The 13,395-nt window shown below is 34.5% G+C and carries 19 protein-coding genes; 17 read left to right on the forward strand and 2 right to left on the reverse strand.

The window, feature by feature from the left end:
• Positions 1 to 95 precede the first annotated feature (95 nt).
• A complete protein-coding gene (locus tag CD112_RS05650; RefSeq protein ID WP_103363982.1) occupies positions 96 to 1,145 on the reverse strand; it encodes a site-specific integrase in 1,050 nt (349 codons plus the stop codon).
• A gap of 30 nt (positions 1,146 to 1,175) precedes the next feature.
• Positions 1,176 to 1,898, reverse strand: a complete 723-nt coding sequence (locus CD112_RS05655) for a helix-turn-helix domain-containing protein (RefSeq protein ID WP_159081716.1) — start codon at positions 1,896 to 1,898, stop codon at positions 1,176 to 1,178.
• Between the two features lie 58 nt (positions 1,899 to 1,956).
• Here CD112_RS05655 and CD112_RS05660 point away from each other — a divergent pair, with 58 nt between their 5' ends.
• The 17 genes from CD112_RS05660 to CD112_RS05740 all read left to right on the forward strand — a co-directional run bounded on the left by CD112_RS05660 (position 1,957) and on the right by CD112_RS05740 (position 13,055).
• Positions 1,957 to 2,172, forward strand: a complete 216-nt coding sequence (locus CD112_RS05660; RefSeq protein ID WP_103363997.1) for a helix-turn-helix transcriptional regulator — start codon at positions 1,957 to 1,959, stop codon at positions 2,170 to 2,172.
• A gap of 20 nt (positions 2,173 to 2,192) precedes the next feature.
• Positions 2,193 to 2,438: a DUF771 domain-containing protein gene (locus tag CD112_RS05665; RefSeq protein ID WP_103363984.1), complete on the forward strand. Its 246-nt coding sequence runs from the start codon at positions 2,193 to 2,195 to the stop codon at positions 2,436 to 2,438.
• Positions 2,439 to 2,454: 16 nt separating this feature from the next.
• The gene (locus CD112_RS05670) at positions 2,455 to 2,670 is read left to right on the forward strand and encodes a pathogenicity island protein (protein WP_103363985.1); all 216 of its coding nucleotides are present in this window, start codon (positions 2,455 to 2,457) and stop codon (positions 2,668 to 2,670) included.
• A complete protein-coding gene (locus CD112_RS05675) occupies positions 2,660 to 3,070 on the forward strand; it encodes a TscA family type II toxin-antitoxin system antitoxin (protein WP_103363986.1) in 411 nt (136 codons plus the stop codon). Before CD112_RS05670 ends, CD112_RS05675 begins: the two co-directional genes overlap by 11 nt.
• Entirely contained in the window at positions 3,071 to 3,367 is a 297-nt protein-coding gene (tscT, locus tag CD112_RS05680; protein WP_103363987.1) for a type II toxin-antitoxin system toxin TscT, read from the forward strand.
• 33 nt (positions 3,368 to 3,400) lie between these two features.
• Complete coding sequence (locus CD112_RS05685; protein WP_070724661.1) at positions 3,401 to 4,318, forward strand: primase alpha helix C-terminal domain-containing protein; 918 nt, start codon at positions 3,401 to 3,403, stop codon at positions 4,316 to 4,318.
• Positions 4,319 to 5,797 carry a virulence-associated E family protein gene (locus CD112_RS05690; RefSeq protein WP_103363988.1) on the forward strand — a complete coding sequence of 493 codons (1,479 nt, stop codon included), beginning with the start codon at positions 4,319 to 4,321 and terminating at the stop codon, positions 5,795 to 5,797.
• 271 nt (positions 5,798 to 6,068) lie between these two features.
• On the forward strand, positions 6,069 to 6,410 hold the full coding sequence (locus CD112_RS05695) for a pathogenicity island protein (protein WP_103363989.1): 342 nt from the start codon (positions 6,069 to 6,071) through the stop codon (positions 6,408 to 6,410).
• A gap of 122 nt (positions 6,411 to 6,532) precedes the next feature.
• Positions 6,533 to 7,735: a phage portal protein gene (locus tag CD112_RS05700; RefSeq protein WP_170121960.1), complete on the forward strand. Its 1,203-nt coding sequence runs from the start codon at positions 6,533 to 6,535 to the stop codon at positions 7,733 to 7,735.
• Positions 7,722 to 8,288, forward strand: coding sequence for an HK97 family phage prohead protease (locus CD112_RS05705; protein WP_103363990.1), 567 nt, complete (start codon positions 7,722 to 7,724; stop codon positions 8,286 to 8,288). Before CD112_RS05700 ends, CD112_RS05705 begins: the two co-directional genes overlap by 14 nt.
• Position 8,289: 1 nt before the next feature.
• Entirely contained in the window at positions 8,290 to 9,522 is a 1,233-nt protein-coding gene (locus CD112_RS05710; protein WP_060804151.1) for a phage major capsid protein, read from the forward strand.
• Positions 9,523 to 9,587: 65 nt separating this feature from the next.
• Positions 9,588 to 9,869 (forward strand): head-tail connector protein, encoded by a 282-nt coding sequence (locus tag CD112_RS05715; protein ID WP_060804152.1) that lies wholly within the window; start codon positions 9,588 to 9,590, stop codon positions 9,867 to 9,869.
• Entirely contained in the window at positions 9,862 to 10,155 is a 294-nt protein-coding gene (locus CD112_RS05720) for a hypothetical protein (protein WP_060804153.1), read from the forward strand. Before CD112_RS05715 ends, CD112_RS05720 begins: the two co-directional genes overlap by 8 nt.
• A 134-nt stretch (positions 10,156 to 10,289) precedes the next feature.
• Positions 10,290 to 10,610, forward strand: coding sequence for a hypothetical protein (locus CD112_RS05725; RefSeq protein WP_060804154.1), 321 nt, complete (start codon positions 10,290 to 10,292; stop codon positions 10,608 to 10,610).
• Positions 10,603 to 12,246: a terminase large subunit gene (locus CD112_RS05730; protein ID WP_061054835.1), complete on the forward strand. Its 1,644-nt coding sequence runs from the start codon at positions 10,603 to 10,605 to the stop codon at positions 12,244 to 12,246. The genes CD112_RS05725 and CD112_RS05730 overlap by 8 nt, the downstream gene beginning before the upstream one ends.
• Before the next feature lie 59 nt (positions 12,247 to 12,305).
• Positions 12,306 to 12,614 carry a phage head closure protein gene (locus CD112_RS05735; protein ID WP_060804156.1) on the forward strand — a complete coding sequence of 103 codons (309 nt, stop codon included), beginning with the start codon at positions 12,306 to 12,308 and terminating at the stop codon, positions 12,612 to 12,614.
• A gap of 81 nt (positions 12,615 to 12,695) precedes the next feature.
• Entirely contained in the window at positions 12,696 to 13,055 is a 360-nt protein-coding gene (locus CD112_RS05740) for a hypothetical protein (RefSeq protein ID WP_061054834.1), read from the forward strand.
• Positions 13,056 to 13,395: the final 340 nt, after the last annotated feature.

The raw sequence follows: 13,395 nt of genomic DNA on the forward strand, positions 1-13,395 counted from the left end.
CGGTATCAAAAAGGATTGAAATCAAGGTTTTTAGGTATATCGTTATCACTCGTTTATAGTGAATATCAAATCATTTTCCCCTAAATTTCCCCGTGTCATAACTTATCCATGAACTGAATAAATTGCTTATCTTCACGTTCGTATGTTTCTTCGAGTAAGTGCAGGTAAACGGATTGTGTGACTAGTGTCGAAGAATGTCCTAAACGTTTTGAAATGTATTGCACACTATAACCATTATGTATTAACACAGATGCGTGTGTGTGACGTAGTGCATGTGTGGTAATACTTTTGATACCTAATTTCTTACAAGCTATTTTCAGCGCTTTGTTAGCTGACGCATTAGCAATGACAGCATCGTTATAAGTAAAAACATAACCGTTAATATTAGCCGGTCTGTCATTAATGAATGTTCTAACCTTATTTAGTGTCTTCGTATCAATACTGATAGTACGATCTGATGTCGTAGTTTTTGTACCCGGCAAATGTACCTTGTTTTCACCTACATAAAAGTCATCACGTTTCATATTGGCTACTTCAGAGAACCTAGCACCTGTTACAAGCTGAACCAGTAAGACCAGTGATGATACACTATCCTTTTGTTCAAGGTAATGTTTCAAGCGTTTATAATCGGTGTGGCTGATATATTTCAATTCTTCGCTTTTACTAGGATTACCACCGCTTAATTGTGCTTTGAATGTAGGATTTCGTAATACTAAACCTTCATGAATTGCCTGATGGAAACAATTACGTACAGAACTGTTTAATTTTCTTACACTGTCGATATTGTGATTACTGCCATAGTGGTTAATAAACTGCTGGTAGTCTGTCGGTGTAATGTTTTTTAAGAAAGTATTTTTGAAAAACCTTCTTATATGATTATGCATAGCCTCATATCGTGTTAATGTTTTAGCACTAATATGTGGTTTTTTAGTGACCTCATACCACTTTTTAAAATATTCCTCAAATATCACATCATTATTGATGTTGTAGCCATGTTTCAAATTATATTCCATATCATTCGCATGTGCTTTTGCTTCTTGTTTGGTACGGAAACCACCTTTTTGATATTTCTTGTATTTTCCGTCGTCATCTTTGTATGAAATGACATAGCGCCATGTTTTATTTCGTTTTTCGAATGATGCCATGTGATCACCTACTTAATATTTTGATATATATTATTTGTTAATAATGACCATTGAATCATCATATTCAACTTTGATATTATCTGATTCATTTATATGATTTAAAAGTCTATTTATTTCTTCTTCACCTTCGATATTAGTGAAGATTCTAGGGCCAGTGTATACACTAGGCGGTATAGAAACATAAAGAAAATCATCATTAACTTCAAACTGTTTTTTAACTTTATCGATATTTTCTTTTTCATACTTCATGATTTTCTTGGCAAAATAATGTGAAAAAATAATAGGTGAATATTTATTGTTTTTAAATAATGTTTTAAATATTTTATAAAACTCACTATATTGAAGTTTTATTTCTATCAACCAATATGGTTTCTCTTCAAAATTTAATTGTAATTCATAAGGAATGTATCCTTTTCTAATAATGCTATCCTCATATATTGTAGATTCTAAAGCGTTATATTTTTTATTAGAAAGACGCTCACGCTTATGCGCAAAAGAGTTATTCATATTGTAGTGAATTTTCGTTTTATTATGTAAAACTATTTCTAGTTTATCAAAAGTTTTTTCAAAAAGATCTCCTATTTCAACATTTAATGCACCGATAATTTTTTCTAAAGTCTCAAATTGAATTCCTCTACTCTTACCGTTTATCAGTAAACTTAATGAGTTTCTAGATATTCCAGTCTTTTTATTTAGGTCACTAATTTTCATGTTTTTATTTTCCATTATTTCTTTTAGCTTGAATTTAATCATTGTTTTCTCACCTCTCCACTTAAATAATAACATATATATATGTTGTTGGGAGGTGGGAATGATGACTTTAGCATATCCAATTTTATACATCACAAGAAGAGAACACAGTCATACTCAAAAATACGTGGCACAGCAGTTAAGTATTTCGCCACAACGTTATCAATTAAAAGAGAGTGGTAAGGCAAATTTCACATTGCCAGAAGCACGGATATTGAGTGATTTATATGACAAATCCATTGATGAATTATTTAGTGAAGAAATTAAAGTACGTTAATTTAAAGGAGGCATAAACCAATGATTAAAACTAAAGATTTCACAACCACACTGCTTGAACATAAGACACTGTGGACAATGTACGATCTAATGGCACATACGAACAAAAGCAGAAATACATTATTGAAAAAGTTGTTGCTGAATCCAAAGCACCAATCAAAAATTGAAGATTTCACACATGCACCAGCACATAAAAATGACCATTGGTCTTTTGTTGCAAAGTATATGAAGCAATACATCGAAGAAAATCACAATCAAATATTTTAGAAAGCAGGTAACTGAAATGAAACAACAAGTGATTATTACTAAGTCAGTTGTAGGTTGGTACAACATAAAAGACACTAACCACAATCTATTACTGAATATTGCACCAGATGTCTTTGAAAAGCACTTTCCGGAAGTGGGCGAAGATATTTCAATCGCATGTATGGAGTTGGATATTAACAGAGTATTAGAACTTAAAAATAAGAAAAAGGTAGGTAACCAAATTGAAAATTAAGCAAAAGTATTATTTGTCTAAAGTAGTTAAAGTGTTAGAGAAAGTATTAGATGAAAAGGATAAAGATGTATTTTTATCGGCAAAAGACAGATTTCATTCAATTACTTATCATAAATATAGCGATACAGCATTTTACGAACACATTTTAAAGTTAGTTCATAAAGAGTTGTTTAACATTCTTGCAGAGTTGGATTTTGAAGATGAGGCATTTCCAATCATTGATGAAGTAACTATGACATTAAGCGACGTTATGAACGAAGATAAAGAAATTTACCACTATACCGTCAAAGACAGTACAGGAGAACATGAACATACAACAGATCGTGAAGGTCATGTAATTGGGATTTTAGAATGGGCATTAGATTATATCGTTGGAAATATCGAAGTGGAGGACATTTAAATGAATGTAAGAATTATTGACTTAATTTGTGATATTGAAGTGATCAAAGAAAAGTTTGAGGATTTAAAAAGTACGCATGGTTGGTTTATTTCAAAAGCGTTTCCTTATAACCAACTGGATAATATGAAAGATGTAAAAAATCATGGACTCCGTTATGTTGAGCAGCGTATTCACTGTGAACAATTATTTGACTTAATGCACACATATATTGAGCGGTTCGACGAACTCATTCAAAAGTTCCATGAATTAGAAAAAGCGTCATCAGTGAAGTCGGGAAACGAAACTGATAACGCGTAAAAATGAATCACAAAAGAAAGGAGAAACCTCTCTATGTTTAATCTGAATTATGATGATGAACTTCATGTAACATTATATCAAAGTTTGACATCAAAAGGAACAGATAACGTAAAAAATATAAAATGGTCTGACTGGTGCGAGTTTTTAACTCGTCCAGTTATCAGCCCTAATAAATATGCTAACGGTTTAGCGATTTATGGAGATATTGACGATGGTGTAGATGAGAAAACGGGTGAGGTTTTACACCATCGTAGAAAAGATGAAAATGTAATGTATCGACAAGTGTTTTCTTTGGATTATGACGATATCGACAATATGAACCGATTTCTAAATAACGTTAAAGATAAGATGAAACATTTTGCATATTTTATATATAGCACATTCAGACATCGTGATATACATGATGAGAATGATAAAAACTTACGTCCTAGGTTTCGTTTATTGATCCCTGTAGACGATATTTTAGAGCCTGACGAATACACAAAGTATGCTGGAGCGTTATCAAGGTATATTGGAGAACCGATTGATGAATCATGCTTTAAACCAATTCAATTATCAGCATTACCCGTTATAAGTAATAAAGACGCACCATATCATTGGTATAACAATGATGCTCCCTTCATCACACGTGACCAATTGAATAAATGCCTTGCTAAGTTCCCTCTCAATGCAACTCAGAGCGAATCTCAGAATATTATAGTCAAATATAAGAGACGTGACAGCGCATATTGGCGTGATATTGCATTTGGAGTTAGTGAAGGTGAACGGAATCAAACCTTAGCTTCATTAATAGGTTATTTGTTGCGTAGATATGTAGATCAATATTTGGTCTATGGTCTGGCAAGTGCGTGGGCAATGACATGTACACCACCAATTGAACAAAAAGAAGTAAATAAAACATTCGAAAGTATTTTAAAAAGAGACAATCAAAATAAGAAGGGGGGGTTCTGATTGAGTGAAGTAACTAAAGAAGATGTATTCGAGTTAATCGAAAAAACTAACTATATGACCAATAACGACGATTGGCGCAGTAAATTAAGACGAACAGCAACAACTAATGCATTAAAAAAGACAACAACTAACGCAGAGATTATTTTAGGCAACGATGGAAGTTTAAATAATTTAGTTCAATATGATGTATTTGAAAATGTCACTAAACTTAAACGCCTTCCTTACTGGCGTTCAAAAGACGATACAAATTACTATTGGGCTGATATTGACACAACGCATGTTATTTCTCATATAGACAGAGTTTATCATGTGCAGTTCAGCCGTGATGTTATGGATAGTGTTATAGAAAAAGAAGCTTATCAAAACAAATTCCACCCTATCAAATCACTTATTGAAAGTAAACAATGGGACGGCGTAAAAAGAATAGAAACACTTTTTATTGATTACTTAGGTGCAGAAGATACACATTATAATCGTGAAGTAGCTAAAAAATGGGTGATGGGAGCAATTGCCAGAATATACAAACCCGGTATTAAATATGACACAATGGTTATTTTATACGGTAAACAAGGCGGGGGTAAATCAACACTGGCGAGCCGTATGGGTGGTCAATGGTATAACCAAAGTATTAATACATTCAAAGGTGATGAAGCATACAAAAAGCTACAAGGTTCATGGATTTGTGAAATTGAAGAACTATCAGCCTTTCAAAAATCTACTATTGAAGATATTAAGAGTTTTATCAGTGCGGTTGTTGATATTTACAGAGCTTCATACGGCAAACGTACTGAGAGACACCCACGTCAAAGTGTTTTTGTAGGTACAACGAACAACTATGAGTTTTTAAAAGATAAGACAGGTAATAGACGTTTCTTACCGGTTACTACTGATAAGGATAAAGCAACTAAAAGTCCGTTTGACGATCTAACACCTGAGGTTGTTCAACAAATGTACGCAGAAGCTAAAGTATATTTTGATAAAAATCCTATCGATAAAGCATTGCTTTTAGACAAAGAAGCCTCAGAAACTGCTTTAGAAATGCAAGCAGAACATTCAGAGAAAGATACACTTATCGGTGAAATAGAGGACTTCCTAGAGCAACCTATACCATCTGATTATTGGTCGTTAAGTTTACATGATAAACAGATTTTATTCAATGGTGTAAATGGTACAAATTCAGATAATCACAGATTCTCTTTTTATAACGACGGTACTTTATTCTCATTAGATGGTTCAAAGCCCGGTCAATATGTATGGCGTGATAAGGTTTGCAGTAAAGAAATATGGAAAGTGATGATGGGCAGAGATGACCAGCCTCAACCTCATTATTTACGTAAGATTGATGAAGCGCTTAGAAATACGCGCTATTGTGGGATAAGTAAAAAACAATCTCGATACGGCGAAGGGATCGGTAAACAATATGGATTCGATGTTGATATGTCTTCGTACTATTCTGAATTAATCAATATAAAGTCATAAGAGCGAGACAGTAAGACAGATATAAGACAGTTACAAGACACCCTCAATACTTTGTGGGAGTAAGTGCCACGCTATAACTGTCTCGGTGTCTTATAAACTTTCCTCTAAACTTTAGAAAAAATTACTATATATTCTCAAAGTGTTGGGAGGAAATCATAAGACAGTAAGACAGTATAGCTCTATCCTTTGTGGCAGTAAGGTTTAAAGGTGTCTCATAGCTGTAACATGGCATAAGACAGTGGGACACTTAACAAGACAATGGAGGTTGAAAATGAACAAAAATAGATTAAAAAATAAAATATTGGAGTATATCAAAACTCACAAAGAAACATCATTTGTAGAAATAGAAAGGATATTTGAAGAAAATAACTTCAATTACAAAGGGGATATAGCATATTTAAGCGAAGAAAATACCAATGTTGTATTTTGGATTGGTTGGAATGAGGAAGCGTTCAAGATAATTTCTGATTTAAAAAGAGAGGGGGATATAGAAATGACAATATGTCCGCCAATATATTATATGATCGATGGTAAATGTTTAGAGTTACCTATTGTAAAGTCAAAGAACATCAAAACAGAACATTGGTTACCGGTTGCGTTTTCAGTTGTATAATACCCCAAACCCTTGCCACAACTAGCGTTATATACCCTAGTGTGGTATAATTTAGATAAATAAATCGAACATATGTACTAAAACAGAACAAATGTTCTTGTTAGTAGAAAGCAGGTGAAAAAGTGCCGAAGTGGTTAGATAAGATACTTGGAATCAAACAATTAGAACAACAAGCGACAAAACAATATGAAATGTTAACGGGCAACTTCCGCACACTAGGCAGTTTCAACGGTGACGCATGGAGTAATGATATATATCGCAGTGCAGTTGATACCATCGCCCGACACATTGCCAAGTTATCCGGAAAGCATGTCGCAAATGGTATGCGTGATGATAACTATTCAAAAATCAATCGAATATTAAGCAATCGTCCGAATCCTTATATGAGCGGATATGACTTTTTATATAAAGTGGCCACACATTACTATTTGTATAACAATGCATTTATCTTAATTCAGAAAGACTCAAAAGGTAATCTCAGCGGACTATATCCTTTATCAGCTTCAAGTGTAGAGTATGTGGTTGATGGTTCAGGTGAAATGTATTTGAAAATCCTATTTAACAGTGGTGATATTGTACATTTTCATCATTCAGAAATTGCGGTGCTGCGTCGTCACTTTAATTCAAATGAGTTATTAGGCGATACGAATGACGCAATCATGAACACGTTAGATCTTGCTTATACACAACAAGAAGGTCTCAGCAATACCATTAAAAACTCAGCGCAAATCAGAGGTTTGTTGAAATACAATCAGACATTAGCACCTAAAAAGCTGAAAGAAGCCAAAGATGAGTTCATGAATAATTATATGACGATGGATAATAACGGTGGTGTGATTCCATTAGATGCAACTTTAGATTATGTCCCATTGAGTTTAAATGAGGCTGATATTGAAACACCGCAAATTCAAGCCGTCAAACAAAAGATATATGATTATCTAGGCATTAATGAAGCTATGGTGACTGGTAACTATAGTGAAGACCAATGGCAATCCTTTTATGAATCTATCATTGAACCATTCGCTATACAGTTATCCTCAGAATTGACAGATAAGATATTTACCGAACGTGAACAGGCATTCAGCAACCGTATTATTTTTGAAGCGTCACGTCTACAGTATGCAAGCACCAAATCAAAAGCTACTGTGATAAAAGAGTTGTTACCATTAGGTGTACTCACAATCAATCAAGCTTTAGATCTGCTTAATCTGCCACGTGTAGAAGATGGTGATGAACGCATTCAATCATTGAACTATATAGAAAAACAATTAGCGAAACAATATCAAATCGGAGATAAGGAGGCAACACCTGATGAAAGAGATTAGAAGTGCAGAAATACAGACAGATACCCAAAATGGTGAAATGGTGCTTGAAGGTACAGCAATCGTCTTTGATAAACCCGCACTGATTAATACACCGACAGGCTCATATACTGAAGTCATCAAACGTAATGCGCTGGACGGTTTAAAATTCAATGACACACGTTTATTAGTGTCACATGATCATAACCGTTTACCATTAGCTAAATCTCCTAAGACGATGAAAATATGGCGAGATGATGCAGGCATGCATTTCAGGGCAGTATTGGCAAATACCGAAGAAGCTCGCTCAGTTTATGAAGCTATCAAACGTGGAGATATGTCAGGCGTATCATTTGGTTTCACAGTATCAGACGGCAGTCGATACGATGTAGAGACACGCACACGTACAATTACAAAAATAGATAAAGTATTAGAGTTTTCTGTGGTAAATTTCCCTGCTTATTCAGAAACATCTGTTGAAGCCAGAAGTCAAATGCAGGAAGCAGAAATGAGACAACAGCAAATTAATAAAGCGAAAATCAATTTAAATAAATTATTTATGAAGGAGTTAAAATAATATGTTCAATACAGTACAAGAAGCATTTAACCATTATCGCAATGCGTCGCTTGAAGATATTGAAACACGCGCTGGGGAAATCAGAGGCACAATCGAGAATGACCCTGAGGCAGATGTGACTAAGTTAAATATCGAGATTGAAGGATTAAACCAAGCGAAAGAAAATATCAAAGAAAAGGAGCAGGAACAAGTGGAACAACGTTCATATAATCCAATTACAGGACAACAATTTAAAACTCAAGATGTACCAAAAGAAAATATCTTTGGTTCAGATGAATATAGATCAGCATTTTTCAAAACAATGTTAGGACAAGAATTATCTAACGTGGAACAACGTACATTCAATCATGCAATGGATTTACAAAAAACTGAACATCGCGCAGATGAGTTTACATCTTCATCAAATGCGAGTGCGGTGATTCCTGAACAAACATTGAATGAAGTCATTCGTCGTGCTAGAACACAAGGCGGATTACTAGCTAATGTACGTTCATTCAATATGCCTACTAAAATCCGTATCCCAATTAGTACACCACAAGAACGTGCAGAATGGCATACAGAAGGCGCATATGTTGAAGCAGACAAAGCAGTTACAACAGCCGTGTCATTTGAAGCGAATGAGATTATTAAAATCTTCAGCATTTCAGTTAAAGCTAAAACAATGTCAATCTCAGCTTTCGAATCATATCTTGTTGAAGAATTGACTAACTGTGTTGTTGAAGCAATTGAATATGCACTTATCAATGGTACAGGTAAAAACCAAGGTCAAGGTATCTTAACAGGTATCACATGGGACAAGTCAAACAGCTTAACACTAACAGGCAAGTACACAGACTTCACACAAGCGCTAGGAATGCTTGCACGTGGTTATGCACAAAATGCTAAGTTCGCAATGAGTAATGCAACATTGTATAACCAAGTATACGGTGTGATGGATGCTAACCAAAGACCTATCTTTATCCAAGATGCACAACGTGAGAATGTCGGATATATCTTTGGTAAACCCGTTATCATTGATGACAATATCGAAGACGGTACAATTCTATTAGGTGACTTTAATTATATCGGTTATAACTTGCCACAAGGTATTATGCTTGAAAGTTCACGTGAGTCATCATTCCGTTCTGGTCTGATTGATTATCGTGCTATGGCAGTTGCAGATACACGTGTATTAGTTGATGAAGCATTTGTGAAGTTATCGGGTTCATCTACAACATCATCAGCATCAGCATAATATTATAAACCAGTTAGGGCATCAGTGATTAGCTGGTGTCCTTTATTCATAAAGGAGTGTTCACAATGATTATATCTATTGAAGATGCGCGCAATACTTTAAGAGTGGATGGAGACTTTAACGATGAGATTATCATTCCATTAGTCGAGGCGATACCTAACTACTTGTACCTAACAACTGGGCGTGATTGGTTAGATGAATCAGTACAACCATTAGCACAGACAACAGCTAAGTTCATATTACAACTATGGTTTGATCCACAGACACAAGATAGTGAACGATTGAAGCGTACGATTGATAGTTTGTTAGTATCTTTAACAGCATTAGGACGTGATTTTGATGGCTAGAAGTATTCCGCAGTCCTTTTATAAGTCTGCTAAATGGATTAAGTGTAAAAACAGTTATATGGCTAAGCAAAATTATATTTGTGAAAGATGTGGGGCGCTAGCGAGTATTTGCCATCATAAAGTATATCTGAATGCTGAGAATTATAAGAATCCATATGTATCACTTAATCACGACCATTTGGAAGCATTGTGTCAAACGTGTCATAATCAGGAACATTTTGGAAGTATCGCAATTGGTGAAGGATTACAATTTGATGAAAAAGGAAACATTATAAAAATTAAATAAAATGAAAATAGGATACCCCCTATAACCTTGATATGAAAGGAACGCTTGGGAAACGGTGCTGGGAGTTAACTTATCCTCCACCCGACTTTCCAAAGTTTAGGGGTGGCTAAAAATAAAGTTAGGAGTAATTAAATATGAAATCGATTAATTTAGAAAAACTTAAAAAGTATATAGATGAAAATAATGTTAATAATAAACATATCGCTTATGATTTGTTAGAAGAGTTAACTTTTATGAAAGCTACAATGGAAGAATTAAAGCATACTGTACGTGAGCATGGCGCAACATATATCTTTACACAAGGTGAACAGTCGTATCTTAAAGAAAACCCCGCAATGAAGGCATACAATACCACTGTGACTAAATACAACGCCACATATAAGCAGCTGCTGACGTTATTACCTGATAACGTAGAAGAATCCAATGAGTTTATGGATTTTGTAAACAATGCTTAATTATATTGAAGAATATTACCGTCAAATCAAAAGCGGGGATATTGTGGCATCTAAACGCATCACAAAACAATATGAAAAACTCATTGATGATATGTACAACCACCCTCAATATATTTATGATCATGCTAAAGCAGAACGTCCTATCAAGTTCATAGAAACGTTTTGCAGGCATTCAAAGGGTGAACTTGCAGGTAAACCATTAATACTAGACTTGTTTCAAAAAGCCTATATTTCGGCACTATTCGGCTTTGTAGATAAAGAGACAGGTAAACGCCGTTATACTGAGTCATTCTTCTATGTAGCGCGTAAGAATGGTAAAACAACAATGCTTAGTGCAATAGCACTATACATGATGATAGCAGACGGAGAAAGCGGAGCAGAAGTTTATTCTGTGGCCTCTAAACGAGACCAAGCGAATATCTTATTTGACCAAGCACATGAGATGATTAAGCAAAGCCCTGATTTGAGCCGTAACATCAGAAAACGCAAGAGTGATTTATATTTCAGTCACAACTTCTCTAAAATGCAGTCACTGGGCAAGAACTCAAACTCATTAGATGGTTTGAATGCGCATTTGGTCGTGATTGATGAATTACATTCTATACAAGATAGAAACCTTTATGAAGTGATGAAACAATCACAATCTGCACGTACACAGCCATTACTTATCATGATTACCACAGCAGGTACTCATCGGGGAACTATCTTTGATGATTTATATGAGTATGCGTGTAATGTAGTAGATGGTAATTTTAAAGATGATAACTTTTTACCAATTATGTATGAATTGGATGAAAAGAAAGAATATAAAAATCCTGAATGTTGGCAAAAAGCTAATCCTTCACTAAATATATCGAAGCGTGTTGAAGATTTAGAGCGTAAAGTAGCACGTGCAGAGAACGACGCAAACAATCTTACAGGCATACTCACCAAAGATTTCAACGTACGTGAAACTAGCCATAATGCATGGTTGACCTTTGAACAGATTAACAATACAGCTACATTCGATATTAAAGATTTTGCTGATTGGTATGCAATAGGCGGAGCTGACCTTTCAATTACCACTGACCTTAGTTGTGCCACATTGTTATTTGTAGATCCAGAAACTGAAATGCGCTATGTCCATCAGATGTATTGGTTGCCTGAGGACAATCTGAGGGAACGTGTGGACAATGACAAGATACCTTATGACAAATGGCATGAACAAGGCTTATTGCGTCTGTGTCGTGGTAATACGATTAATTATAGCGACATTACAGAGTGGTTTGTTGAAATGATTGAGGATTATGAAATAACGCCACTGTGGATTTATTATGATAACTATTCAGCACGGTATTGGGTGGATGAGATGGAAGGACACGGCTTTAAAATGGTGCGTACGCCACAAGGTGCTAGAACCTTAAGTTTGCCTATGCAGAATTTAGGTGCTGATCTAAAGAAGCATAAAGTGAATTATAATAACCATCCTATATTAAAGTGGTGTTTGACCAATACAGGCATAGAGACCGATAGAAACGGTAACATTGTACCTGTTAAGAATCAATCACCTAAACGTCGTATTGATGGCACAGCGTCTTTATTAGATGCATATGTGGGTTTGTTTGATAACTATGAAAGTTTTTTAAGAGCGATGTAGGATATTGGTTAGTCAGAAAAGGACAAAAAAGTCTGATTGAGAGATTAAGGAGGTTAACAATGGCATATCATTTTAATAATCGAATTAAGATTTTCCAGAGAGTCAGCAGTGGGCCAATGCCAAATCAATTTGAAGAAAAAACTATTGCAAAACCGTGGGCAGATATAAAAACGATTCGTGGCAATGAGTTTCTGGGTTCTGGACTTACAGCATCAGAAATCCCCGTGAGGTTCATTATTAGATATAGAGAGGGGATAAATTCAAAGCAACGTATTAAGTGGAAAGATTTAGATTTCAATATTGAATCTGTGCAAAATGATAACGGCTTGAATAGGACGCTAACTATATACGCTAAAGCATATAAATAGTGTGCTGAGAGAGTGTCTGTGTTGCATTGAGGAAAGAAACGCCTCACAATTATTAGTGTAATTTAAAATGAGGAGGTAATTATGACTATAAATATAGACTATTGTAAGTATTTAAAAAATAAAGTGAAAAAAGTCGATTATATTATAGGTAAATTGTATAATATAATTATGGAACCTGAAGAACTAGAATATAGTAGATCAGATACTTTAAAATTATCAGAATTATACTCAACCATTGATGTCATTGAAGGTTTATGTATGACAGATGATCAATTTCATAGGTTTATAGAGGACTACGTTGTGCATGTAAGATTGTTTTACTATAATCTGGCTGATATTATTACTGGTAAAGAAAATAATATATCATGGATTACAGAAGAGTATAATATGTATTCGAAAGTGTATAACGAAACATATGAATTATTAGATAGTATTAAATGATTATAGGAACTTTTCAGAAGAAATGGGTTAAAAAGTTATGTATTTTTTATGTTTAAACTCTACTATAAGTGGTAATATATTTATTGTGTAGATATTGACCAAATCTACACTGCAAAACACACGCATTTGTTTGTAAATGCATCCCTATATTGACTCCCCCTTATTCTCTCGTGTGAATGGGGGGGGCTTGTATATATGGTTAAAATATAGTATAGTAACTTTAGGGAATAGTAGCTTAGCGAACAGTGACGATTCATGTCCCGGGAAAATGTTTTTTCTATTCATTGTAAAATCCTTTATATTAAAGTGATTTAACCGCCTATATGGCGGTTTTTTTTTT

It is taken from the genome of Staphylococcus simulans (genome assembly GCF_002902285.1).
Taxonomy (GTDB): domain Bacteria; phylum Bacillota; class Bacilli; order Staphylococcales; family Staphylococcaceae; genus Staphylococcus; species Staphylococcus simulans.